At 69.9% G+C, this 24,652-nt stretch carries 15 protein-coding genes (1 of these 15 only partly in view); 6 read left to right on the plus strand and 9 right to left on the minus strand.

The window, feature by feature from the left end:
- Positions 1 to 10,540 carry the 3' end of a hypothetical protein gene (locus SPF06_RS08880; RefSeq protein ID WP_323278677.1) on the plus strand. 23,708 nt of this gene lie to the left of the window's left edge, so 10,540 of the gene's 34,248 nt are visible here — the last part of the coding sequence; its start codon lies beyond the left edge, outside the window; the stop codon is at positions 10,538 to 10,540.
- A 28-nt stretch (positions 10,541 to 10,568) separates the two neighbouring features.
- On the opposite strand, the gene SPF06_RS08885 is transcribed toward SPF06_RS08880, so the two are convergent.
- On the minus strand, positions 10,569 to 11,123 hold the full coding sequence (locus tag SPF06_RS08885) for a TetR/AcrR family transcriptional regulator (protein WP_323278678.1): 555 nt from the start codon (positions 11,121 to 11,123) through the stop codon (positions 10,569 to 10,571).
- A 101-nt stretch (positions 11,124 to 11,224) separates the two neighbouring features.
- Between SPF06_RS08885 and SPF06_RS08890 the strand changes: the two genes are divergently transcribed.
- A complete protein-coding gene (locus SPF06_RS08890; RefSeq protein ID WP_323278679.1) occupies positions 11,225 to 12,673 on the plus strand; it encodes an MFS transporter in 1,449 nt (482 codons plus the stop codon).
- A gap of 3 nt (positions 12,674 to 12,676) precedes the next feature.
- On the opposite strand, the gene SPF06_RS08895 is transcribed toward SPF06_RS08890, so the two are convergent.
- Positions 12,677 to 13,882 (minus strand): beta-ketoacyl-[acyl-carrier-protein] synthase family protein, encoded by a 1,206-nt coding sequence (locus SPF06_RS08895; RefSeq protein ID WP_323278680.1) that lies wholly within the window; start codon positions 13,880 to 13,882, stop codon positions 12,677 to 12,679.
- 179 nt (positions 13,883 to 14,061) lie between these two features.
- Here SPF06_RS08895 and SPF06_RS08900 point away from each other — a divergent pair, with 179 nt between their 5' ends.
- A complete protein-coding gene (locus SPF06_RS08900) occupies positions 14,062 to 14,820 on the plus strand; it encodes an SDR family NAD(P)-dependent oxidoreductase (protein WP_323278681.1) in 759 nt (252 codons plus the stop codon).
- Here the strand turns inward: SPF06_RS08900 and SPF06_RS08905 are convergent.
- On the minus strand, positions 14,786 to 15,778 hold the full coding sequence (locus SPF06_RS08905; protein ID WP_323278682.1) for a D-2-hydroxyacid dehydrogenase family protein: 993 nt from the start codon (positions 15,776 to 15,778) through the stop codon (positions 14,786 to 14,788). The two genes, SPF06_RS08900 and SPF06_RS08905, sit on opposite strands and share 35 nt — an antisense overlap.
- Positions 15,779 to 15,814: 36 nt before the next feature.
- On the opposite strand from SPF06_RS08905, the gene SPF06_RS08910 reads away from it, so the two are divergent.
- Positions 15,815 to 16,477 carry a pentapeptide repeat-containing protein gene (locus SPF06_RS08910; protein ID WP_323278683.1) on the plus strand — a complete coding sequence of 221 codons (663 nt, stop codon included), beginning with the start codon at positions 15,815 to 15,817 and terminating at the stop codon, positions 16,475 to 16,477.
- A gap of 186 nt (positions 16,478 to 16,663) precedes the next feature.
- Here SPF06_RS08910 and SPF06_RS08915 read toward each other — a convergent pair whose 3' ends face one another.
- The 6 genes from SPF06_RS08915 to SPF06_RS08940 all read right to left on the minus strand — a co-directional run bounded on the left by SPF06_RS08915 (position 16,664) and on the right by SPF06_RS08940 (position 22,946).
- On the minus strand, positions 16,664 to 16,942 hold the full coding sequence (locus SPF06_RS08915; protein WP_323277429.1) for an HPr family phosphocarrier protein: 279 nt from the start codon (positions 16,940 to 16,942) through the stop codon (positions 16,664 to 16,666).
- Between the two features lie 51 nt (positions 16,943 to 16,993).
- A complete protein-coding gene (gene ptsP / locus SPF06_RS08920) occupies positions 16,994 to 18,706 on the minus strand; it encodes a phosphoenolpyruvate--protein phosphotransferase (RefSeq protein ID WP_323278684.1) in 1,713 nt (570 codons plus the stop codon).
- A gap of 25 nt (positions 18,707 to 18,731) precedes the next feature.
- A complete protein-coding gene (locus SPF06_RS08925; protein ID WP_323278685.1) occupies positions 18,732 to 20,759 on the minus strand; it encodes a PTS fructose transporter subunit IIABC in 2,028 nt (675 codons plus the stop codon).
- A gap of 2 nt (positions 20,760 to 20,761) precedes the next feature.
- The gene (locus SPF06_RS08930; protein ID WP_323278686.1) at positions 20,762 to 21,733 is read right to left on the minus strand and encodes a 1-phosphofructokinase family hexose kinase; all 972 of its coding nucleotides are present in this window, start codon (positions 21,731 to 21,733) and stop codon (positions 20,762 to 20,764) included.
- Positions 21,730 to 22,539 (minus strand): DeoR/GlpR family DNA-binding transcription regulator, encoded by an 810-nt coding sequence (locus SPF06_RS08935; RefSeq protein WP_323278772.1) that lies wholly within the window; start codon positions 22,537 to 22,539, stop codon positions 21,730 to 21,732. Before SPF06_RS08935 ends, SPF06_RS08930 begins: the two co-directional genes overlap by 4 nt.
- 197 nt (positions 22,540 to 22,736) lie before the next feature.
- Positions 22,737 to 22,946: a hypothetical protein gene (locus SPF06_RS08940; protein ID WP_323278687.1), complete on the minus strand. Its 210-nt coding sequence runs from the start codon at positions 22,944 to 22,946 to the stop codon at positions 22,737 to 22,739.
- A 117-nt stretch (positions 22,947 to 23,063) separates the two neighbouring features.
- On the opposite strand from SPF06_RS08940, the gene SPF06_RS08945 reads away from it, so the two are divergent.
- Positions 23,064 to 23,702, plus strand: a complete 639-nt coding sequence (locus SPF06_RS08945; protein ID WP_323278688.1) for an alpha/beta hydrolase — start codon at positions 23,064 to 23,066, stop codon at positions 23,700 to 23,702.
- Positions 23,703 to 23,756: 54 nt separating this feature from the next.
- Positions 23,757 to 24,608, plus strand: coding sequence for a hypothetical protein (locus SPF06_RS08950; RefSeq protein WP_323278689.1), 852 nt, complete (start codon positions 23,757 to 23,759; stop codon positions 24,606 to 24,608).
- Positions 24,609 to 24,652: the final 44 nt, after the last annotated feature.

Raw genomic sequence — 24,652 nt, forward strand, 5'->3', positions numbered from 1 at the left:
GTCGAACGTCGCCCTCGCCAACGTCACGGTGAGCCTCCTCACGAACGACGTCACGACATCGGACCCGACCGGCAACCCGGCCCTCCGCCCCCAGTCCTACGAGCGCATCAACTACGACACGGGCATCAACGGACGGCTCACCGTCAACGGCCTAGGCGGCAACGACGTCTTCGCGTCCGACGACGTCACCGTGACGACGACGCTCGACGGCGGCGCGGGCAACGACTCGTTCCAGATCGGCCAGATCTACGGCCGCCAGCGCGACGCGAACGCGTTCTCCTCGAACCTGGGCGTCTCGGCGGACGGCATCACGCGCGACACGAGCGGAGGCGACCTCAACCCGCAGGACGTGTTCGGCACCGTCGCGACGACGCGCGGCTGGGTCTCCGCGGGCGCCTCGGCCCCGCTCGTCGCGGTCGGCGACGCGGGCGACGACACGTTCTCCGTCTACTCGAACCAGGCCCCGCTGCGCCTCGAGGGCGACGATGGCAACGACCTCTTCGTGGTCCGCGCCTTCGCGCTCGCCGAGGTCCGCACGGGCCACGGCCTCCCGGCCTCGATAGGGGGCAAGAGCTGCACCGACCCGAGCGTCTCGCTGACCGACGCCGAGCGCGCGACGTGCGACATCGTGTGGATCAACGCGCAGGACCAGATCGCGATGCCGCGCCTCACGAGCGGCTTCTCGACCGCGGCCGAGAGCGACATCCGCACGGGCGCGGGCCAGAACCAGGTCGAGTACAACCTCAACGCGCCCGTCTCGATTGACGGCGGCACGGGCTTCAACAAGGTCGTCATCCTCGGCACTGAGTTTGCGGACCACATCGTCGTGACCGCGCACGCGATCTACGGCGCGGGCCTGTCGGTCTCGTACGTCAACATCCAGATCCTCGAGATCGACGCGCTCGAAGGCGACGACACCATTGATGTCCTTTCCACCGCGCCCGGCATGGCCACGCGCGTCATCGGCGGCCTCGGGAGCGACACGATCAACGTCGCGGGCGACGTGGCCGGGGACGTGTTCGCCCTCAACATCCAGGGCACGAGCAGCACCGTCAACCACGGCGTCGTCTCGACGGACCCGGGCTACAACGGGCTCGTGGCCGACGGCGTGCCGGTCACCGTCGCGCGGCCGGGCCAGGGCCAAGTGGTCATCACCGAGAGCGGCGGCTTCACGGCCGTGTACGAGGGCGGCTGCTATCTCCTGAGCCCGACCTCGTCGCTCTGTGGCGGCACGCCGCCGCTCCCGTCGCTCGACTCGTACACCGTCCACCTCGCGGCGCACCCGGTCTGCGCGGGCCTCACCGACGCCCAGTGCAAGGTGTACGTGACCGTCTCGGCCGCCTACCCACCGTCGACCGAGCACCCGCAGCTCACGGTCGGCACCCTGCCCGACGGCGCCCCGACGGGCAACGCCGGGGACACGATCCTCCTCGCCGCGAACCTCACGGGCAGCGCGCTCGCGGACTTCTACCGCCAGATCCTCCTCGGCGGCGCGTCGAAGAGCGTCTCGGACCGCTCGCTCGTCCTCGTCTTCGACGGCACGAACTGGAACAGCGACCAGACCGTGTACCTCTACGCGGTCGACGACACGCGGCCCGAAGGAACGCGCATTGTCACGGTCAACCACTCGGTCATCAGTGCCGACCCGAACTTCGACGGCGCGATCGTGCGCAACGTCGAGGCGGCGATCTACGACAACGACCAAGCGGACGTCCTCGTCGGCCAGACTGACCCGACCACGGGCCACCTCGACAACGACACGACGGTCCTCGCGGGCACCGCCACGACCGAGGTCTCGGACCAGCTGACGGTCCAGCTCGCGAAGGCTCCCGCCGCCGGGAAGACCGTCGTCGTCCGGATCGTGCCGAGTGACAACATGGTCTGCCTCGCGAGCGCCGACGGCCGCTTCGCGATCGCCCAGGGCGCCGCGTTCAGCGACCCGACCGCGTGCGGTGCGACCCCGTACGTCTACACGGTGACGTTCACGAGCGCGAACTGGTACGTTCCGGTGATCGTGACGGTCCACGCGCGGAACATCATCGCGGCGATGGACCCGCACAACACGGCGATCATCATGACGATCGACCCGTCCACGACCGACGCCGCGTACCTCGCCGCCGCGTCGCGCATCAGCTCGCGCGTCGACGTCCAGGTCATCAGCGACAAGACGCCGGGCGTGTTCGTCGAGCAGAGCGACGGCTCGACGGTTGTCCAGGCGTGCGGCAACGCCGCGTGCACGGTCCCCGGCACGGGCGACTCGTACACCCTGCGGCTCAACTCCGCGCCCGCGGCGCCCGTGACGGTCTTCGTCCTCACCGACGGCCAGGTGGACGTGGCGCCGTTCGGCGGCGCGTCGTACCAGCCGTACGGAGGCCAGCGCGCGGCGCAGGCGTTCAAGGGCTTCCTGAATGTCTCCGGCTCGACGGTCACCCGCGGCAACGGCTCCGACCTCGGCAGCTTCCTCGACGAGGGCTTCCGGATCGGCCAGAAGATCCGGATCAGCGGCACGGGAACGGCCGACGACGGCGACTACCAGGTCCTCGGCCTCACCGCCGGGTCCCTCACCCTCGACCGCCCGCTCCCCGTGGCGCGTGCAGACTGGGCGAACCCGTTCGCGGGCGTCATCATCAGCCAGCTCCAGGACGCCGGCATCTTCACAGGCACGGCCGGCCACACGCTCTCCTACAACGCCGCAACCGGCGCGCTGACCCGCGACGACGGCTCGAGCTGGCTCGACAGCGGCTTCACCGAGGGCATGGTCGTCAAGATCTCGGGGGACGCGACCTTCTACAAGATCCAGGCCTTCGGCTCGGCGAACGGCGGGACGCTCAACGTCCTGTACTTCACGAGCGCGGCCAAGCCCGCCGCCGTCGGCCAGCTCGCGACCGTCACGCAGTGGGCCGCGTCAGTGACGTTCACGCCGTCGAACTGGTGGATCCAGCAGACCGTGAACCTCGTCGCGGACGTCAACTGGGTGGTCCCCGCAGGCCGCTCGAACCTCGTGACGTTCCCGAAGCAGGCCCATCGCCTCGACCAGATCCGGGGCCCGCTCTCGGTCGAGGGCGGCACGACGGCCTCCGACCGTTCGCTCAAGGCCGCGATCCTCCTGCCCTGCGAGGGCAACACGCCGCCGTTCCGCGTCGCCGCGCAGGTGCCCGAGTGGCAGCAGATTGACACGCTCAACATCTATGACGACGGCAGCCACCAGAACCTCACGGGCAACCTCACGTCGACGGCCGTCACGGGCCTCAACATGGGCCCAGGCCTCGACTTCAGCAACCTCGCCGACCCCGTGACCCACCGCCTCCCGTGGGGCGAGCCCCTCACGTTCCCGGGCGGCATCAGCTACGGCTCGCTCAGCGTGGACCCGAACACGGGCCAGTACTCGACCGACGGCGCCGTCTCGACGATCGAGATCCTCAACATCATGCTCGGCCAGGGCAACGACCAGTTCACGGTCCAGAGCACGCTTGTCCAGGGCGGCGACTTCAACCCGATCACGGGCCAGCGCGGCGAGCTCGCGCACCACGGCGGCATCACGGCGGTCCACGGCGGCGGCAACAGCCCGCTGCTCGTCACGGGTACCTTCGCGGTGCTCACGGTCGGCGGCAGCCAGGGCCTCGTCCGCGCCGACGGCCTCGCGTGGGCGGACCTCGGCTTCCGCGCGGGCCAGCTCGTCGAGGCCCCGGACGGCCGCCTCTACACCGTGACGGGCTTCGCGAACAGCGGCAACGCGGGCAGCCTGCCCGGCGACGTCATGCTCCTCGCGGGCGCGACTGCGCTGGCCGCAGGCCCGCTCACGGGCCAGGTCTCCGTTGTCGACGAGCTCGCGGCGGGCAACGGCGCCGTCCGCACGCCGCTCCCGGCGGGCTGGGCCCCGACGCACAGCATGCTGAGCATCGTCTCCGGCAACGGCGTCCTGATCTCGAACGGCCAAGCGTGGCAGGCCCTCGGCTTCCGCGCGGGCCAGCGCGTCTACATCCCGGGCGTCGGGATCCGCACGATTGTCGCCTTCGCGAACAGCAGCGCGCTCAACGCCGACGGCAACCCGTCCGACGGCGCCGTCATGATCGTCGACGGCGCGGCCCTCACGCCGGGTGCGCTGACCGGCGTCGTGAGCGCCGTGAGCCGGCTCTGGGTCGCCGGAAGCGGCTCGATCACGCCGACGTCCGACGGCGGCGTCGTCGCCTTCACGGGCCTGCCCGCTGGAACACTCGCGGGCTCCGGCCTCGCCGTCGGCATGCTCGTCCGCATCGACGGAGTGACGGGCTACCGCATCATCACAGCCATCGACCCGGCCGCGGGCACCATCACCGTCAACGGCGGCGCGCTCGCCGCAGCAAGCTCGTGGACCGGCCTCGTGAGCGCCGTCCGTCTGGGCGGCGACACGATCACCGTGACGGGCGGCGGCGGGCCGGCCTCGCCGCTCGTCCTCTACGGCGACACGTCGCAGGACGGCGTCTGGTACGGCGGCGACCCGACGCACCTCACGCTCCACAACTTCGGCCCGAAGCCCATGCCGCACATCGAGGGCGCGAACGTCACGCTCGCCCTCTCGAGCGACGGCCACACGGGCACGATCACGCTCAACTCCTGCACGGGGGCGTGCACGGGCAGCGGCTCGTTCCTCCACGACGGCTTCGCCGTGGGCCAGGAACTCGCGCTGAGCCTCGCGACGCCGATCGTCCAGACCGGCTCGATCCTCCTCGGCACGGACCGCATCACGCTCGCGAGCGGCACGTGGAGCTCCGCGTTCGCGACCGGCATGCAGGTCACGATCTCGGGCCTCACGGGCGTCTGGACCGTCACGGGCTTCGACGTGAGCCGCCAGACGATGCTCCTCAACGGCCCCGTCATCGCGCCCATGCCGTGGCAGTCGCGCACGGTGACCGCCATCTCGCAGTACGTCGGCATCGTCAAGGCGGTCACGGCGTCGGCCATCTCGGTGAACCTCGCGCTCTCGCTCGCCGACTTCCCGGCCGGCCCCGCCTTCCCGGTCACGACGCCGGGCGCGACGACGACGGGCGTGTACAGCGTCGTCGTCCTCAACCGGGTGGGCAACAGCGCTCCGTTCTTCGTCTTCCCGCTCGCGAACCCGTTCCAGTTCAGCGGCAACGACGTGATCGACGCCCACGTGCTCGCGGGCACGGACGCCAACGGCAACCTCCTGAGCGTCGGCGTCACGATGTACGGCGGCGCGGGCGACGATACGCTCATCGGCTCGCAGACGGGCGACCAGATCGCGGGCGGCTCGGGCTCTGACACGGTCTTCGGCGAGCGCGGCGAGGACTTGATCTACGGCGACTCGGGCTTCAACGTCGACCTCATCACGCGGCTCCTCACCGTCGCGACGGCGGGCAACGGCCCCGCCGGCTACCCGGCCGCACAGTACCCCGACCGCGACCTTCTCAAGGCCGCCCCGGACCTCCTGTACGGCGAGGGCGCCGGCACCATCGCGGGCGTCACCGGCACGACGATCGGCCAGGACGACAGCATCATCTTCGGCGACCTCGGCGTCGTGACCCAGGACGTCTCGGGGGCGCGAGACACGACGAAGCCGGTCCCGGGCAAGCTCCAGAAGCTCCAAACGACGCTCCTCACCGGCGGTTTGGGCACGGCCGGCACGCAGACCGACGGCGGCATGGGCGTCCTGAGCGTCGACTCGAAGGCGCTCCAGAACGGCAGCGACGACTGGATCTATGGCGGCGCGGGGCGCGATCTCCTCGTCGGCGGCGCGGGCAACGATGCGATCGACGGCGGCGGCCAGGACGATATGGTCTTCGGCGACAACGTCTCGATCCAGCGCAGCTACGGCGATTGGACCAACGGACGCTTCCAGTCGCTGTGCGGCACGCTCCTCTACAGCCGTTCCGACCTCGCGAACCCGTGCGGCGGCACGGCGTCTAATCCAGTAGACGCCTACAACTCCGGCACTCTGCTGACCAACGGCATCGCCCAGAACTACCGCACCAACAATGACGTCCCGTGGTGGGCCGAATACAAGGTCTCCAACCTGTGGCAGGACTTCGCGGCGGACGACGGCGCCAAGTGGCTCGGCTCGTGGGGCAACGACTACCTCGCTGGCGGCGGCGCGAACGACGTCATTCTCGGCCAGATGGGCGACGACACGGTCCAGGGCGACGGCTCGATCGACTGGGTCGCCCCCGGAAGCCCGACGACGGCGCTCCAGCGCGTGGGCGCGTTCCGCATCCCGACGGGCTGCACGGGCGCTCCCGGGACGGTCGTGTGCGACCCGGTCGGCCCGCTCACGGTCTACCCGTCGGTCGAGCGTGCGACGGACGGCTCGGACTACATCGAGGGCAACGCCGGCAACGACGTGATCTTCGGCGGCCTCGGCCAGGACGACCTCGTGGGCGGCAACTCGGACTTCTACAGCCTCACGAGCCCGTACCAGCGGCCCGACGGCGGCTCCTACTCCGTGGTGAGCGACGCCTACGGCAACCCGACCTACGTTCCGGCCTCCGCCGTCGTCGGCGATCTGGGTCGCAACCTCATCTTCGGTGGGGCCGGAACGCAGATTGATCTCAACAACGAGGTCGGCGAGAGCGGCGGCCTCAACGCGACCGCGAACCGGCAGCTCGCCGACGGCACGCTCAACCGGGACATCCACTCGCGCGACGCGGACACGATTGTCGGGGCGAACGGGGACATCATCCGGATCGTCGGCGTCAACGGCACGGACACGTCGGGCTGCCGCGCGGCGACTGTGGCAGGTTCGGGGTCTACCCCGTCCGCCGACTGCCACCTGCTCCTGAGCAACCCCGACACGATGCGCTACGTGACCTACAACTGGGACACGTACGACCTCACGCGCTGCACGCTCGACGCGACCGGCCGCCCTGTGTCGTGCAAGTACAACGCGGACGGCCAGCAGGTGGTTCGCGGCGTGAGCCTCCTCGACTACACGCCGGGCGGCCCCGACTTCCGGCCGGACCTCTTCTTCCCCGCGGGCACCACGGGCACGTGCAACACTTCGCCCACGCAGCCCGTGTGCAGCCCGATCCTGCCGAGCGCCCACAGCCTCCTGTTCGCGGCACAGCTCGCGGCGTGCGCCCCGACGCTCGACGCGAACGGCAACCCGGTCTACAACCCGAACTGCCGCCTGTACGACATCGGCGGGGTCAACGAGATCCACGGCGAGTCCGGCGACGACACCGTGTACGCGGGCCCGGGCAGCGACATCGTCTTCGGCGACGCGCAGAACGACCAGATCGTGGGCGGCTGGGGCAACGACTGGATCTCGGGCGGCGCGGGCGACGACACCGTCCTCGGCGACGACGGCCGGATCTTCACGAGCCGCAACAGCGCGACGGGCGTCGCGTGGAACGGCAGCGCGTGGGTTGCGACAGGCTGCGCGCCCAACACGGTTACTGCCTCCGGCGGGTGCTTCTCCGAGCCGCTCTACGGCGTCCTCACGCTCCTGCCCACGGACCCGAACACGCGCATCGCGAACGGCAACGTCCTCGACGAGTTCATCTACACGCCGGGCATGGTCCAGCAGGCCACGATCAACCACAACGGCGCGCTGACGACCGCGGTCGACGAGACGCCGTTCGACCTCACCCCGCGCTCGGCGGGCGCCGCGAACCCGGCCTACGACGCCAACAACTCCGACGACGTCATCTTCGGCGGCCTCGGCAACGACCAGCTCCACGGCGGTGCGGGCGACGACGCGATGAGCGGCTCCGAGGCCCGCGCGGAGAGCTACGTCCAGGCGTTCGACGCGAACGGCAACCCCGTCGGCGTCACGCGGACCGACTTCAACCACCCGTGGAACCCGGGCGACATCCTCCACTTCGGCGCGGACACGAACGCGTGGCACTCCAACCACCACGTCGCGAGCCGCCTCGGCGAGTTCCTCCTCTACGACGAGTACGATCCGCGCCGGATCATCCTCTTCAACCCGGACGGGACCGTGTGGAAGGGCGGTACGCCGCTCAAGAACCTCCAATTCTTCCTCAACAACGACGCAACCCTCGGCGACCCCGTCACGGCGTGCACCGCCGTCGACAATCAGGGCAACTGCACCCAGACGAGCACCGTGGCCTCGGACGGCAACGACGTCCTCTTCGGCGACCTCGGCAACGACTGGCTCGTGGGCGGCACCGGGAACGACACGATGTATGGCGGCTACGGCAACGACCTTCTCCAGGCCGACGACGACCTCACGACCGGCACGAGCTACGGCCTCAACGACGTCCCCGACGGCCCGAACTCGAGCTTCGAGGACCGCGCGTTCGGCGGCGGCGGGCTCGACATCCTCATCGGCAATACGGGCGGCGACCGGCTCATCGACTGGGTGGGCGAGTTCAACAGCTACATCGTCCCGTTCGCGCCGTTCGGCATCGCGACCGTGAGCCGCCAGGTCGAGCCGCAGCTCCCCGAGTTCCTGTACGCGCTCTCGCGTTCGCAGGGCGCCGACCCGACGCGGGCCACCGACACGGGCGACGATCCCGCCCGCAATGGCGAGCCCGACGGCGAACTCGGCCTCGTGACGCAGCACGACCACGGCCTGTGGCAGCAGCAGACCGGCGGGCCCACCGACCCGCAGGCCGGCAACCTGCCCGGTGGGAAGCGCGACGTCCTCCGCTCGGCCGACTTCAACGGCGGCACGCTCCAGGGCTTCGCCGTCGACTCCGGTTCGTTCCAGGTCGCGAACGGGCAGCTCCAGGTCGCCGCGGCGTCGCTTGGAAAGGACGCTGCCGCCGTCTGGTACGCCGACGCCTACCTCCCCATCTATTACGAGGTCCGCGCGTCGATCTCCGTCCAGAAGCCGACGGCGGGCTGGAAGGCCAACTCGTTCGTCATCTTCGACTACTGGAGCCCTACGGACTTCAAGTTCGCGGGCATCGACGACTCGATCAACAAGATGGTCATCGGCCACCGCGACGCGGGCGGCTGGTGGTATGACGCGCAGGGCTCCGTGACCGGCTCGCTCTCGCCTGGGACGTTCTACGACCTTCTCGTCGCCGTGAACGGCACGGTTGTGACAGTGACGATCAACGGGACGAAGGCGTTCTCCTACACGTTCGCCGCGCGGGTCCTGCCCAACGGCGACCAGGTGGCGCTCAACAAGGGCTTCATCGGCTTCGGCTCGAACGACTCGCAGGGGCTCATCGACAACATCGCCCTCCAGGTGCTCCCGCCGCAGGTGACCCTCGACCGCACGAGCTACTTCGACGACGGCGCCGCCGACTCGTTCACCTCTGATCAGACCGGCATCTGGAACGTCGCGTACGGGCGGTACGGCACGGCAGCCGGCTCCTCGCCGGCCATCTCGACGACGAGCTACACGCCACAGGGACAGCTCATCGACCCGATCTCCTACGTCGAGGCCGTCGCGGTGCTGAACACGAACGGCGTCGCGGGCCTCGTCTTCGACGAGTATGCGCCGAACGACTTCAAGTTCGTCGCGCTCGACGTCCCGGGGCAGCGCGTCATCGTGGGCCACGCCGACCCACGGCGGGGCTGGCAGGTACAGCAGTCCTTCGCCGCCGCCCTCACCGCCGGCAAGGACTACACGCTCGACCTCGTCTTCAAGGGCACGGTCGTCACGGTGACGCTCAACGGGACCGTGCTTGGCAGCTACGTCTTCAACGCCGCCTTGACGGACGGCCGGGTGGGCACGCTCGCCCAGTCCGGGTCGGCGTCGTTCGACTCGTTCCACTTCCTGACCGACGACGCGCTCTTCACCGGCGCCGCCCCGCCGCCGCCCACGGTCTCGATCGCCGACGCCGCGGTCACCGCCCCGACGAGCGGAAGCACGACGGCGACGCTTACCATCACGCTCTCTGCCGCGCCGACCGGCCCGCTCACCCTGAGCTGGACCACGCTCGACGGGCCGGTCGCCACGGTCGCCGCCGGCGACTACGTGGCGGCGTCCGGGACCGTGACCGTCGCGGCCGGCGCGACGTCCGTGACGATCAAGGTGACCGTCAACGGGAGCGCGAAGTACGAGCCGGTCGAGTTCTTCTGGGTACAGGTCTTCCCGGTGTCCGGCTATAACCTCGCGCGCGGCTTTGCGGCCGTGACCATCACGAGCGCGGTCGCCCCGCCGGCCGGCGCCACGACGACGACGGCCACGCCGACTGCCACCGCGAGCTCGGCCAGCTCGGCGCCCGCTGTGGCTCCCGCGGCGAACACGACCACCGCGTCCACTACCAGCACGAGCACGACGTCCACGAGCTCCGGTACGACGAGCCCGACCGCGAGTACGAGCGGCCCGAGCATCGCCGCGGTCCCCGCGGCGGGCGGCAGCACGGTGACGGCGGCGGGCGGCGTCTACTTCAAGGTCACGGGAGCCAACAACCGGGACTTCTACCAGGTCATGGTCGTGTGCACGGTCAACGGTGCGGCCGTCTACAGCACCACGCTGACCGTCGTCATCGGCGCCGACGGCACGGGCCGAACCACCACGATCTACCCACCGGCGGGGAGCTCCTGCACCGCGTACCTCCAAGTCCCGAAGCAGATCGACCGCCCCCACACGGTAGGCCAGACGACGTTCACGGTGACGTAGGGCTGGGCTGACACCCAGGCTGGTCCCGTCAGGCCACGAGGCGCCGGACGCTTTCTACCACGATCTCGCGGCACCGTTCCCGGCTGGGTCGAGGCACGACGGCGAGTTCCGGCGTATGGAGGTGCCAGCTCATCGCCAGCGCCCGAACCTCAGTGAGCAATTCCAGCGGGCTGTACGCAGTCGTGAGCTGACCGGCGGCCTGCGCCTCGGCGATCTTGCGCAGCTTGTTCGCGTTCGACTCCACGATTGCCGGGATGGTTCCTTCTGCCCGTTCGAGCTGGTACCACGTCGTGAGGCGCAGGGTCCTCGGATAGCGCTCATAGAGATCGAAGGAGCGGCCGGCGTACCCGGGCAGATCAGCAGCGTCGAATTCCACCTCGTCGACGAAGGCCAGAGCCCGCTGTGCGAAGACGGTGTCGAAGAGCTCTTCCTTGTTGCCGAAGTACTTGTAGATGAGCGCCTTGTTTGCCGGGGCAGTCTCCGCGATCCGGTCCACGCGCGCGCCGGCAATGCCGTACGTCGCGAACTCCGCCTCGGCGGCGTCGAGAATCCGGGCACGGGTCGCATCGGGGTTTCTGGCCATGCAGCCATCATAGTTAATAACCGGTTAGTTGCTAACTGGCCAACGGTGTGCTCAAATGGAGAAACTAACTCGATAGTTAATTCAGAGCGGAGACCACCCCCATGTCCCAATCAGCCATCTTGGCCAGACCGGACGCCCTCAGGCGCTCCATCGTCCTCATCGTGATCTTGGGCTGCCAGCTGATGATGACGCTGGACGCCTCGATCGTCACCACGGCCCTGCCCCACATCCAGCGTGAGCTCGGCTTCAGCGACGCGTCGCTGTCGTGGATCCAGAATGCCTATGTCTTGGTCTTCGGGGGGCTGCTGCTCCTCGGTGCCCGTGCCGGTGATCTCCTCGGCCGTCGCCGCGTGTTTATCGCCGGGGTGGCTGTATTCACCGTCGCCTCCCTGATGGCGGGAATCGCCCCGACCGCCCTCGTCCTCGTCGCGGCCCGCGCTCTTCAGGGCTTCGCCTCGGCATTCGCGATCCCATCGACCCTCGCGCTGCTCGTGACCACCTACCCCGCCCCGGAGGAGCGTTCGCGGGCTATCGCGGTCTACAGTGCGGTCATCGGCGCCGCCGCGAGCGTCGGCATCATCGTCGGAGGGGTCTTCACCCAGTTCCTCTCGTGGCGCTGGGGTCTCCTGATCAACGTACCGATCGGCGCCGCGGTGCTGGCCTGGGCTCCGCGCGTGCTCCCCGAGACCGAGCGTCGGAGAGGCCGCATCGACCTTCCCGGTGCGTTGACGATCACGCTCGGAATGTCCGCGCTCGTCTACGGTCTCGTCGAGGCCGCGTCAGCGGGATGGGGCAGCCCCAGCACGTTGGTGCCGCTCGCGGCGGCCGGTGTGCTGATCATCGGATTCGTGCTCGTCGAGCTGCGCCAAGAGCACCCCATCACGCCCCTGCGGCTCTTCGCGCACGTGCAGCGCTCCGGCGCGTACCTCTGCCGCATCCTCATAGTCGGCGCGATGTTCTCGACGTTCTACTTCCTCAGCCAATATCTGCAGAACGTCCTCGGGATGAGCCCGCTCGCGACCGGCGTGGCCTATATCCCGATCACAGCGATGTTCTTCGCCATGGTCTACGTGGTGCGTTACCTCGCCCCACGCCTGAGCAAGGCCGCGCTGCTGGTCGCCGCCCTCGGGCTCGCCGTGGTCGGGATGGGGTGGCTGAGCAGGATCGACGTGGGGACGGCGTACTTCCCTCAGATTCTGCTGCCGTTGCTTGTACTCGGCATCGGCCAGGGCATCGCCATCATCCTGCTGACCGATTTCGGCATGGCCGACGTGGACGCGGCCGACGCCGGCGCTGCCTCGGGCCTGGTCAACACCGCCCACCAGCTCGGCGGGTCGATCGGCCTCGCCCTGCTCACGGTGGTCTTCGGAGGTGCCGTGCATCACGAAGCGAACCCCGACGTCGCGACTGTCGCCCGGGGGTACGCCGTCGTCTTCCAATTCGCCGCTCTCTTCTACGTCGCCGCGCTGGCCGTCGGAGCGCTCATCCTGCTCGCCCAACGCCGCGCCGTCGGTCGGAGCACGGTGACCGGCGCCGTCGCGCGCGACTAGGGGCTACGCCTTGCTCAGCACGAGCGCCGCGTTGTGCCCCCCGAAGCCGAACGAGTTCACGATCGCCGCGCGGAGGGGGGCCTCGCGCTTGACGTTCGCGACGACGTCGACCTTGATGGCGGGATCGAGCGTGCCGATGTTGGTGGTCGGCGGCACGACGCCCTCTCGGAGCGCCATGATCGACGCGATCGCGCTGAGCGAGCCGGAAGCGCCGAGGAGGTGGCCCGTCATGGACTTCGTCGAGGTCACGGGGGCGTGGATGCCGGTCTCGGCGAGGGCGTCGGACTCGTTGACGTCACCCGTGGGGGTCGACGTCGCGTGGGCGTGGACGAAGTCGATGTCGCCGGGAGCGAGGTCCGCGGCCCGCAGTGCGAGCCTCATGGTGCGGGCCTGGTTCGACGGGTCGGCGCCGACGATGTCGAACGCGTCCGAGGTCACGGCCGCGCCGTCGAGGTACGCGAGGATGTCGGCACCGCGGGCGCGCGCGTGCGACTCGCGTTCGAGCACAAGCAGCGCCGCTCCCTCGCCGAGCACAAAGCCGTCGCGGTCGGCGTCGAACGGCCGGGACGCAGCCTCGGGATCGTCATTGCGCTTGGAGAGCGCCCGGATCTGGCCGAACGCGGCGAGGGTGAGGCCCGTGATCGCGGCCTCGCTTCCTCCGGCGACAACGATGTCCGCGGAACCTGCAAGGATCATCTCGCGGCCCATCGCGAGGGCTTCCGCGCCGGAAGCGCATGCGCTCGTGGGCGTCCGAGCCCCGGCCCGCGCACCGAGGTCGATTGAAAGCCACGCCGCGGGGCCATTCCCCATGAGCATTGTGACCGTGTGCGGCGAGACGCGGCGCGGGCCCGAGTCCTCGAGGACGTGCTCCTGCGCGATGGTCGTCGTGATCCCGCCGATGCCGGTGCCGACGACGACGCCGAGCCGCTCGCCCGGAACCTCCGGCGTGCCGGCCATGGCCCAGGCCTCGCGCCCGGCGACGAGCGTGAACTGCTCGCAGCGGTCAAGCCGCTTGATCTCGCGGATGGCGAGCGATTCTGCAAAGGCGTCGGGCACGGTCGCGGCGATTCGCGTCGGCAGGTCCGTGGCCCAGTCCGCTTCGAGGCGGGACACGCCGGACCGGCCCTCGCGGAGGGCTTCCCAGGTCGACGGCGCGTCGGTCCCGAGGGGGCTGACGGCCCCGAATCCGGTGATAGCAATGCGGTCCATGGAATTAAGTATTCCTCTTGACGTACTTTTTCGGCGCTCACGGAGCGGTCAAGACCGCCAAGCCGGATTTGGTGGGTTCCTACAGATCATCGGCACCGAGGCGCCTCACCGTGCGTCCAGATTTGTGTTTGTTCGACAAAGCCAGCCGGGGCTCAGCCCGCGAGGCTAGGCTGGGGCGTATGACGACGGCGCTCATCACGGGCGCGAGCTCCGGCCTTGGTGCCGAGTTCGCGCGTCAACTCGCGGCCCAAGGTCACGCGCTCGTGCTCGTGGCGCGCGACCGCTCGCGACTCGAGCGCTTCGCCGTCGAGCTGCGCTCCCGCTCCGGCGTCGACGTCGAGGTGCTCCCCGCGGACCTGACCGACGCAGACGAGCTGGCCGCCGTCGTCGGCCGCGTTTCCGACTCCGCTCGCCCGGTGGGAATCCTCGTGAACAACGCCGGAATCGGCCTCCTGCACGACTTCGACCGAAACCCGCTCGAGGACGAGGTGCGCCACCTGCGCCTCCACGTCGAGGCAACAATGAGCCTCTGCCACGCCGCGCTCCGCTCGATGACCGAACGCCGTGAGGGCCGCATCATCAACGTCTCGTCGGTGGCCGCATTTGTGCCGCGCGGCAGCTATTCGGCGGCGAAGGCGTGGACGCTCGCGTTCAGCCGCTGGGCCAACATGCACTACAAGCGCGACGGCGTGCTGGTGACCGCGTTGTGCCCTGGGTTCGTCCACACCGAGTTCCACGAGCGCATGGGGATGACGACGCGCTTCATCCCGCCGTTCATGTGGCTTCGCGCCGAGCGCGTCGTGCGGGAGGGGCTGCTCGACAATCTGCGCGGCAAGGCCGTCTCGATTCCGTCCCGCCGGTACAAGGGCATTGTCGTGCTGAGCCACATCGCGCCGGCTCGCCTCAAGCAGGGCCCGCGGCGCCGCCCGAAGGGCTGACAATCGTCGGAGGGAGCTCCATGACCCGCACCGGCGAACCGGCCGCGAACGCCGCGATGTCCTCGACGGCGTCCCGGTAGAACACCTCGTACTGCTCGCGCGTCACGTAGCCGATGTGTGGCGTGAGCACCGTGCGGGGCGTGGAGCGCAGCGGATGGTCCAGGGGGAGAGGCTCGACGTCGAACACGTCGAGCGCCGCGAGCCCGAGCCGCCCGGCGCGCAGCGCGCCGAGGAGCGCGGCCTCGTCGATGATCGGTCCCCGCGAGGTATTGACAAGGATCGCGTCCGGCTTCATGAGCCCGAGCTCGGCCGCCCCGACGAGGCCGCGCGTGCGCTTGGAGAGCACGAGGTGGATCGTCAGGATGTCGACGGTCGCGAAGAACTCGTCCCGCGAGACCCGCCGCACGCCGACCTCGGCCGCACGCTCGTCGGTGAGGTTCTGGCTCCACGCGACCACGTCCATCCCGAACGCGAGCCCGACCTTCGCGACACGCGAGCCGAGGTTCCCAAGCCCGAGCACCCCGAGCCGCGCGCCCTCGAGCCCGCGCCCGACGGTGGTCTGCCAGCCGCCCGAGCGGATCGCCCCGAGCTCGATGTCGAGCCGCCGCGTCGCCGCGTGGATGAGCGCCCACGTGTGCTCGGCGGCGGGTGCGGGCACGTAGCCCGTGTGGCACACCGTAATGCCGCGCGCGGCGGTCGCCTTGAGGTCGATCGACGCGTTGCGCCGCCCGGTCGAGACGATGAGCTTGAGCTCGGGAAGTTGGGCGAGACGCGCCGCCGTGAGCGGGGTCCGCTCGCGCATCGCGACGACGACGTCGTAGCCCGCCAACGCGGCGACCACGCCGTCGTCGTCGTGCCCCACATGCTCCGGGAAGAAGGTGACGTCCGCGCCAAGCGAATCCCAGTTCGCGTAGGAGGCCGCGACGCCCTGATAGTCATCGAGCACAGCGATTCTCACGGGCTCAGCTTAGATGCGCCCCGCTAGGATCGGCAGATGAGCCCCCGCAAAGAGAGCACCCGGCCGCGCCTGAGCGAGCTCCGCCTCGACCGTCTTGAGGCAGGCTTCGCCGGCGACGTCGAGGCAGGCGCGCGAATCGAAGGCCTCGCGTTCGACGGCGCAGACCTCGCCGACCGCGGGCTCGCGGGGATCACGTTCGTCGAATGCCTGCTGCGGGATGTCTCGTTGCACAACGCTGATCTCACGGGTGCCTCATTCGTCGAGACCCGCATGGAGCGGCTGAGCGCGCCCGTCCTCTCGGCGCAGCGCTCGCGCTTCCGCGACGCCGAGATCGAGGGCTCGCGGATCGGCTCGGCCGAGCTGTACGACGGCGCGTGGGACGGCACCCTCGTGCGCGGCTGCAAGCTCGGCTTCGTGAACCTGCGCGGCGCGAAGCTCGCAGACGTGCTCTTCGAGGACTGCGTCATCGAGGAGCTCGACCTCGGCCGTGCGAACGCGGCGCGCGTCGCCTTCGACGGCTGCACGATCGATTCCCTCGACGTGACTGGGGCGGAGCTCGCGCACGTGGACCTGCGCGGCTCGCGAATCGGCCGGATCGGCGGAATCGAGGGCTTGCGCGGCGCGATCGTGAGCCCCTTCCAGGCGGCTGAGCTCGCCGAGGCCCTGGCCGAGCACCTCGGCATCGCCGTCCAGGACTGAGACGTCCGATAGGCGTCGCGTCCCGAAAGCAGTTGCGCCGTCACATCAGCGAGGTGCGGGATCTGGCCACGCGTCGTGCGGGATCTGGCCACGCGTCCTCAACGGGTGGCCAGATCCCGCACGATGCGTGGCCAATTCCGAGTCAGGCCCTGCGGAGGTGACGGCGCAACTAGAAGGTGCGCTGAGCTATTCGGCGTCGTGGTCGGTTTCGAGGACGGTGGCGAGGTGGTCGAGGGCGGTGTCGGCGTCGGGGTGGTCGGCGCGGAGGATGACCTTCTGGCCGTATTCGGCGCCGAGGGACATGAGGGAGAGGATGCTGGAGGCGTCCATGGCCTCGTCGGCGGGCTCGCCTTCTTTGGCGATGGTGATCTCGAAGTCGTATTCGCCGGCGGCTTCGGCAAAGATCGCGGCGGGGCGGGCGTGGAGGCCGACTCGGGAGCCGATGGTCGCGGTACGTTCAGCCATGGAGGCTTCTCTCCTTCTGTTCTCTTCTGTTCTGTTCGTGACGCGGATGGTTCAGAGGCCGAGCTCGTCGAGGATGGGCAGCGCGGCTCGCACAGCCTGACGCGCGGCTTCGGCACTCGGAGCGGCGAGCGCCTGGCGTGCGAGATCCTGGGCCTGGGCCATCGTGACAGTGGCCAAGACGTGGGCGACGGCGGGCAGGGCTCGGGGCGTCATCGAGAGTGTCGTGACTCCGAGCCCGGCAAGGACGACGGCGAGGCCTGGGTCGGCGGCGGCCTCGCCGCACACGCCCACAGACTTGGGGGCGCCGGTAGCGGCGCGTGCCGTGGTCGCGCCGTCGCAGGTGGCCTTGACCAAGTGCAGGACGGCTGGCTGCCAGGGGTCGTTGAGGGTCGCGAGGGGGCCGAGCATCCGGTCGGCGGCCATCGTGTATTGGGTGAGGTCGTTGGTGCCAAGGGACGCGAAGTCTGTGTTCGCGAGGATGTGGGAGGCCGTGAGGGCGGCGGAGGGAACCTCGACCATGACGCCCGCGGTCTTGAGCCCCGCGCTGTGCGCCATGTCCGTGAAGGCGGCGGCCTCGTCGGGGGTCGACACCATGGGTGCCATGACCCAGACGTCTGCCTCATGCTCCTTGGCGGCTTGAGCGATCGCCGCGAGCTGGCGGGCCAGCACGCCGGGGGATGCTGCATCGGTTCGGTACCCGCGCACGCCGAGAGCCGGATTCGGCTCTTGGGTGTCGGTCAGGAACGGGAGGGGCTTGTCAGCACCTGCGTCGAGGGTGCGGATGACGACCTTCTTGCCGGCGAAGTGCTCGAACACAGCGCCGTACGCGGCAACCTGCTCGTCGTGGGCGGGTTCGGTATCGCGGTCTAGGAACGCGAATTCGGTGCGCAGCAATCCGACGCCCTCGGCGCCGGCGGCGGCGGCCTTCGCTGCATCAGCGCCGGTTGCCACGTTGGCGAGCAGCGGCACGGGGTGGCCGTCGGCGAGGCGATTGTCCCCGGCGAAGCTTGCGAGGGCCGTCGCCTGGGCGGCCCACGCTGCTGCGGCATCTCGTTCAGCCTGTGCAGGATCCGTGAGGATCCTTCCGGCCGCACCGTCGACAAAGACCTCGGTTCCGTCCGGGATCTCGTCAACGCCCTCGGCTGCCACGACTGCAGGCAGGCCGAGCGCGCGGGCGAGGATCGCGGTGTGCGACTGCGGGCCACCACCCGAGGTGACAAGTGCGAGGACCTTCGAGGGGTCCAGGGTCGCGGTGTCAGCGGGGGCGAGGTCCTCGGCGGTCAGAACGAACGGGACGTCGGACGTGGGGACGCCGGGGGCGGGAAGGCCGCGCAGTTCGGCGACGATCCGCCCCCGCACGTCCAGGACGTCCGCGGCGCGTTCGGCCATGTAGCCGCCGAGTCCCCGGAGTTTTTCGGCGACAGCAGCCCCGGACTCCCACACCGCGCGCTCGGCGGTGCGGGGGCCGCCGTCGGCCTCGGGATGGAGCAGTTTCACGGCGCCCTTGACGAGCATGGGGTCCGAGGCCATGAGCGCAGTGGCCTCGAGGACGCTCTTCGCGTCCCCGGTCGCCGCGGCCGCGCGGGCCCTGAGCTCAGTCTGGACCGCCTTGGACGCGGCCTTGATGCGTTCGGTCTCCGACTCGACCGTCACCCCCGCCGGCATCGCCACGTTCGCGTGCGGCTCCCGGACGGGGGCCGGCATCTGCCGAACCGGCCCCACCACTCGTCCAGGCGTCACACCCACACCGTGAAACTGCTGCATCTTCGACCTCGAACTTTCTCCGCGACTATGCGGCGACAGGCTCAGCTTCGACGGCCACGGGGGCCTTCCGCCCAACGTAGCGCTTGAGCCCGATCGTTGCCAGAGCCGTGACGACAACGCCCACCGCAATCGAAACAACCCACATGATGAAGTTGTCGATCGCGAAGAAGACGAAGATGCCGCCGTGCGGAGCCTTCGAGCCCGCGTTGAACGCCATGCTGAGCGCGCCCGTCACAGCACCGCCGACCATCGAGGCCGGGATGATGCGGAACGGGTCGGCAGCGGCGAACGGGATCGCGCCTTCGGAGATGAACGAAGCGCCGAGGAGCCACGCGGCCTTGCCGTTCTCGTGCTCGGCCGCGTTGAACGTCTTCTTGTCGAGGACGGTCGCGAGGGCCATCGCGAGCGGCGGGACCATCCCGGCAGCCATGACGGCTGCCATGATGTGGTACGGCGCAGCGTTGGTGGCAGATGCGGCGCCGAGGCCGGCGACGGCGAACGAGTACGCAACCTTGTTGACCGGGCCGCCGAGGTCGAAGCACATCATGAGGCCGAGGATGATGCCGAGGACGACAGCCGCGGCGCCGGACATGCCCGAGAGCCAGTCGTTGAGGGCCTTGGTGACGAACGCGATCGGGCCGCCGAGGACCACGAACATGAGGCCGGACGCGATGATCGAGGCCAGGAGCGGGATGATCGCGACGGGCATGAGGCCACGGAGCCAGCGCGGGGCCGAGAGCGAGCCGAGCCAGTGCGCCGTGTACCCGGCGAGGAGGCCGCCGACGATGCCGCCGAGGAAGCCCGCACCCATGAACCCTGCCACGGCACCCGCCGTGAAGCCGGGGGCGATGCCGGGCCGGTCGGCGAGCGCGTAGCCGATGTAGCCCGCGAGGGCTGGCACGAGGAAGCCGATCGAGAGGGCACCGATCTTGAACAGCACCGCGCCCAGGTAGGCCCCGAGCGGGCCCCACGCCTGCGGGCCGAACTCGGTCGGCAGGTTGAACACGTTGTTCTTGATGACGATCGTGTCCGCGTACTTCGTGATGTCGTAGCCGCCGAGGAGGAAGCCGAGGGCGATGAGGAGACCGCCGGCTGCGACGAACGGGATCATGTAGCTGACACCGGTGAGGAGCACGCGCTTGAGCTTGCCGCCCACGGATTCGCGGCCCTCGGGCTCGGCAGCCGCGGCCGGTCCGCCCGCGGCGACGAGGCGGCGTCCGTTCGGGTCGGATGCGACGGCGAGTGCCTCGTGGAGCATGACGAGCGGTTCGTCGATGGCCCGCTTGACCGGGGACTGCACGTACGGCTTGCCCGCGAAGCGCTCCTTGCCGCGGACGTCGACCTCGACGGCGAACACGACCGCGTCCGCGGTGTCGATGACGGTCTGCGGGATGGGCGTCGCGCCGGCCGAGCCCTGGGTCTCGACGATGACGTCGATGCCGCTCTCCTTGCCCGCGGCGACGAGCGAGTCGGCGGCCATATAGGTGTGCGCGATGCCGGTCGGGCACGCGGTCACGGCGACGACGAGCTGGCGGCGTGCGTGCGTGGGGGCTGCTGCGGGCTCAGGCGCGGCTGCTTCGGCCGAGGCGGCCGCGGTTTCGCCGAGACCCAGGGCCTCGTTGACGAGGTCCACGACTTCCTGCGGGGTGCGGGCCTCGCGGAGCGATGCCGTGAAGTCCTTCTTGATGAGGCTGCGGGCGAGCTTCGCGAGGAGCTTGAGGTGCTCCTGGTCGGCGCCGGACGGGGCGGCGATGAAGAAGACGACATCGGCGGGGCCGTCCTTGGCTCCGAAGTCCACGGGCTGCGAGAGGCGGGCCATCGCGAGGGACGGGACCGTCACCGCTTCCGAGCGGCAGTGGGGGATCGCGATACCCCCGGGGACGCCGGTCGACGTCTTCTGCTCGCGGGCGTAGGCGTCGGCGAACAGGCCTTCGGCGGCCGTCGCGCGGCCGGCATTGGCCACGGTTTCTGCGAGCTTGCGAATCACGTCGGCCGAAGTGCTGCCGAGCGCGACGTCCAAGAGGACGAGCTCAGGGCTGATGAGTTCGGTCATGGTCAGTCCTTCGTGAGAGCCGTGATGGTCACGGCGGAGGGGTCGGTCTGGTTGACTGCCGGGACGGTTGACCCGGGCAGGGAGGCGGCGGCCGCGCCATGCGCGACTGCCTGGCGGAGGCGGCCTTCGGCGTCCGCTCCGGAGATGTCGGCCAGGAGGTACCCGGCCAACGAGGAGTCGCCGGCACCGACGGTGCTGACGGCTTTGATGGGGGCGTGTGCGGCGAACCACGCGCCGTCGGCCGTCACGAGGACGGCTCCCTTCGCGCCGAGGGTCGCGAGGACGGCGCCGACCCCCGCTTCCACGAGCGAGCGCGCGGCGGTGGCCGCCCGCTCCGGCGAGGCCTCGAGTTCCGCCGGGGTACCGACGTCGGGGAGGCCTACGAGCGCGGCGAGCTCGGCAAGCTCGTCCGCGTTGGGCTTGAGGAGGTCCGGGCGCCCGCCGAGGGAGGCCGCGAGCGGCGCGCCGGACGAATCGATCGCGATCTTCGGCGCCGCGGCGCCGAATTCGGCGCGCAGGCGCTCGGACGCGGTCGTGTAGAAGTCGGTCGGGATGCCGGGCGGGAGGGACCCCGCGAGGACGACCCACGTCGCCCCGCTTGATTCCTTGACCAAGAGCGTGAGGAGCTGCTCCCGCTGGTCGCCGTCGAGCTCGGGGCCCGGCTCGTTGACCTTGGTCGTCACGCCGCCGGGCTCGGTGAGCGTCACGTTCGAGCGGAGCGCCTGGCCGATGGGGAGGGCCGCGAACGGGACGGAGGTGGCCTCGAGTCCCGCGAGCACGGGGTCGGCGGGGTCTCCTGGGAGGACTGCGATGGTGTCGAGGCCCGAGGCCACGAGCGCGCGGGAGACGTTGACGCCCTTCCCGCCGGATTCCTGCCGCACGGCGACGGCGCGCTGCACCTCTCCACGGAGGAGCGGCCCGCCGAGCTCGACCGTGCGGTCGAGGCTCGGGTTCGCGGTCAGGGTCACGATCATGGATTCACTGCCTTCACAACTTCCACTCCTGCCTGGTCCAGGGCTGCTGCCAGATCCGGCTGTGGATCGGCATTGGTGACGAGCGAGTCGAGCTGATCGAGCCGCGCGAACTGCACGAGCGTCTCGACGCCCAGTTTGCTCGCATCGGCGAGGACGACGACGCGACGCGCCGCACGGACAAACGCGGCCTTTACCGCGGCCTCCTCTGTGTCCGGCGTGCTGAGCCCGAAGGCCGCGTGCACGCCGTTCGTGCCGATGACGGCGAGGTCCGGGCGCAGGCGTTCGACGGCGGCGATCGTCTCGGGCCCGACGGCCGCCTTCGTGAGCCCGCGGATGCGGCCGCCGAGGAGGTGGACGGCGTGCCCCGGGCTTGCCGCGAGCTTGTCGGCGATCGGCAGCGCGTTCGTGATGATGTGCTGTTCGGCCCCCTGCGCGCCGTTCGATCCTGAGGGGCGCATCCGCAGGAGGGCGTCCACGAGGGCCTCGGTCGAGCTGCCCGCGTCGACGAGGATGCTGCCGGGCCGGCTGGCCGCGATGAGCTGTGCGGCGGCTTCGGCGATGAGGAGCTTCTCGGGGAGGTGCTGCACGAGACGCTCGGAGAGCGTGGTCTCGGTGGTCGAGACGTCGTCGGCCGGGACGGCGCCGCCGTGCACGCGGCGCAGCACGCCTGCCTGCTCGAGGGCCGCGAGGTCCCGGCGGACGGTCTCGGTCGTGACGGCGAACCGCTCGGCCAGCTCGGTGACGCTCACGCGGCCGGCTTCCGCAACCCGCGCGGCGACGAGCCTCTGGCGCTCCTCGGCGAACATCTGCATCGAACGTCCTTGTCCTTGTGGCCCTCACCCTCGAGGTGTGGTCCCCATCACATCAAGCTTTGATTCATTGACTCTATCTGTGTTTATGTTGCTTTGTCAACGGGTTCCAACATAAACGCAGAATGGGGTCTGCGGGCATGGGAAGAGCCCGGCGCGGGCCGGGCTCTTGGGCTCTCAAGGTGCCTCTCAGGTCAGTACTCTCGGACGTCCGGCTCTTGCCGGTGCACGACCGTCCGGTGAGACGAAGCCATGATGAGGGACACGATGAGACCGATCACTCCGACGGCCATGAAGATGTAGCCGATGATCACCTGGTTGACGTACGGAATGAGCCCCGGCGTGAGCGCGAAGGACAGGACGGCGCCCAGCGCGATGAGGACGATCGATGAACCAATGCGCATGATCCGCTCCTAATCTGTCAGTGGGATATTCAGGGCGCCCGGGTTCACACCCTGTGGATGCTTCGTTACCCCGCCCAGCGGCGCTCCAAACATCCGGCCCCCGCTAGACTCGCGCCCATGTCAGTGCGCCCGGTCGACGCCGTGTGGTCCCGCCCTGAGGGCGAGCGCGAGGGGACCCCGCTCGTCGTCCTCCTCCACGGCTACGGAAGCAACCCCGAGTCGATCCTCGTCGCCGCGCGCGGCCTTCCGCCCGAGTTCACGCTCGCAGCCCCGCGGGCGCCGCTCGACGTGGGCGGAGACCGCGGGTGGTTCCTCCTCGACTACTTCCTCGCCAACGACTTCGCGGAGGTCATGGCGACGACGACGGCGGTCCAGGCCTGGGTGAACACCGTCCGGGGCTCGCATTCGAGCGTCGCGCTCCTCGGCTTCTCCCAGGGCATGGCCCTCGCGAGCACCCTCATGCGCCTCAAGCCCGAGGCGTTCTCCGCAGTCGTCGGCCTCTCTGGCTTCATCCTCGAAAGCGAGCTCCTCTCGCTCACGGAGAGCCTCCCCGAGCCGCCTCCGTTCTTCTGGGGCCGCGACCCCGAGGATCTCGTGATCCATCCCGACGCCGTCGCGGCGACCTCCGCATGGCTCGACGCCCACACGCGCCTCACGGCGCGGACCTATCCGGGCATGGGGCACCGCATCGGGACGAGGGAGATCGCGGATGTGTCTGTGTTCCTCTCGCACTATGTCCTGAGGGCGCAGCGCTGAGGGCAGGGATCCCCTGAGCGGCGCGCTTCGTCCGCCGCTGGCTAGGCTGGAACCATGGCGAGGAAGAACTCTGCCCTCCGCATCGCCCAGGACGGCGCACGCAGCGCCATCCTCGATCGGGAAGGCCGCGCGCGGCCGGGCCTCCAGCGCATGCTCCTGCGAGCCGTCGACGTCCAACGCCCCCTCGTCCTCGCCAATCTCCGCCGCATGCAACGCCAGCACCCGTACGAGACGGCCGCCGAGCTCAGCCGCCGGCTTGAGCGCAACTACCTCGCCGCCGTCGGAGGAACCGGAGCCGCCGTCGGCGGGAGCGCCGCCGTCCCGGGCATCGGCACGGTGACGTCGCTCGGGCTGTCCGCCGCCGCGACCGTGGGCTTCCTCGAGGCCACGGCCCTCTACGCGGCCTCGGTCGCGGAGCTGCACGGCGTCCATCTCGAAGACCCGGAGCGCGCCCGCACTACGGTCATGGCGATCATGCTGGGCGAGGAGGGAACGGCCCTCCTCGGCGCCTTGACGCGACACGCGCTCGGCCACGGCGGGGATCCGCGCGCCGCATGGGGCGCCGCCATCAATCGGTCGATCCCGGGCCCCGCGGCACGGCTCATCCAGCGTCAGGTCCAAGACCGATTCTTCAAGTGGCTCCTGCGCAAGCAGACCGGGGCGTTCCTTGGGCGGGCCCTTCCCTTCGGCATCGGCGCGGTGATCGGGGGAATGGGCAACCTCGCGATGGGCCGGGCCGTCGTGCGGTCCACGCGGATTGCCTTCGGCCCTGCGCCGGTAGCCCTGCCGCCTGCGCATCCCGTCGGCGCGGCTCCGCTCGCCATGCGGCCGAGGGAGTCGCCCGAGCAGGAGGTCGAACGCGAGATCGAGGAGCGGCGCGCTCGGCTGCACCCTGAATCTCCGTAGTGTCAGGAGGCCCCAAGGCGTCGTCGGGAGTCCCCGTCCCGGCC

Source organism: Sinomonas terricola, assembly GCF_034931225.1.
Classification (GTDB): domain Bacteria; phylum Actinomycetota; class Actinomycetes; order Actinomycetales; family Micrococcaceae; genus Sinomonas; species Sinomonas terricola.

What these genes read in the sequence shown, in the direction of transcription:
- SPF06_RS08885 (WP_323278678.1), bottom strand. Translation starts at nt 11,123, where the DNA reads ATGGCCAGAAACCCCGATGCGACCCGTGCCCGGATTCTCGACGCCGCC.
- SPF06_RS08890 (WP_323278679.1), top strand. Translation starts at nt 11,225, where the DNA reads ATGTCCCAATCAGCCATCTTGGCCAGACCGGACGCCCTCAGGCGCTCC.
- SPF06_RS08895 (WP_323278680.1), bottom strand. Translation starts at nt 13,882, where the DNA reads ATGGACCGCATTGCTATCACCGGATTCGGGGCCGTCAGCCCCCTCGGG.
- SPF06_RS08900 (WP_323278681.1), top strand. Translation starts at nt 14,062, where the DNA reads ATGACGACGGCGCTCATCACGGGCGCGAGCTCCGGCCTTGGTGCCGAG.
- SPF06_RS08910 (WP_323278683.1), top strand. Translation starts at nt 15,815, where the DNA reads ATGAGCCCCCGCAAAGAGAGCACCCGGCCGCGCCTGAGCGAGCTCCGC.
- SPF06_RS08915 (WP_323277429.1), bottom strand. Translation starts at nt 16,942, where the DNA reads ATGGCTGAACGTACCGCGACCATCGGCTCCCGAGTCGGCCTCCACGCC.
- ptsP (WP_323278684.1), bottom strand. Translation starts at nt 18,706, where the DNA reads ATGCAGCAGTTTCACGGTGTGGGTGTGACGCCTGGACGAGTGGTGGGG.
- SPF06_RS08925 (WP_323278685.1), bottom strand. Translation starts at nt 20,759, where the DNA reads ATGACCGAACTCATCAGCCCTGAGCTCGTCCTCTTGGACGTCGCGCTC.
- SPF06_RS08930 (WP_323278686.1), bottom strand. Translation starts at nt 21,733, where the DNA reads ATGATCGTGACCCTGACCGCGAACCCGAGCCTCGACCGCACGGTCGAG.
- SPF06_RS08935 (WP_323278772.1), bottom strand. Translation starts at nt 22,539, where the DNA reads ATGTTCGCCGAGGAGCGCCAGAGGCTCGTCGCCGCGCGGGTTGCGGAA.
- SPF06_RS08940 (WP_323278687.1), bottom strand. Translation starts at nt 22,946, where the DNA reads ATGCGCATTGGTTCATCGATCGTCCTCATCGCGCTGGGCGCCGTCCTG.
- SPF06_RS08945 (WP_323278688.1), top strand. Translation starts at nt 23,064, where the DNA reads ATGTCAGTGCGCCCGGTCGACGCCGTGTGGTCCCGCCCTGAGGGCGAG.
- SPF06_RS08950 (WP_323278689.1), top strand. Translation starts at nt 23,757, where the DNA reads ATGGCGAGGAAGAACTCTGCCCTCCGCATCGCCCAGGACGGCGCACGC.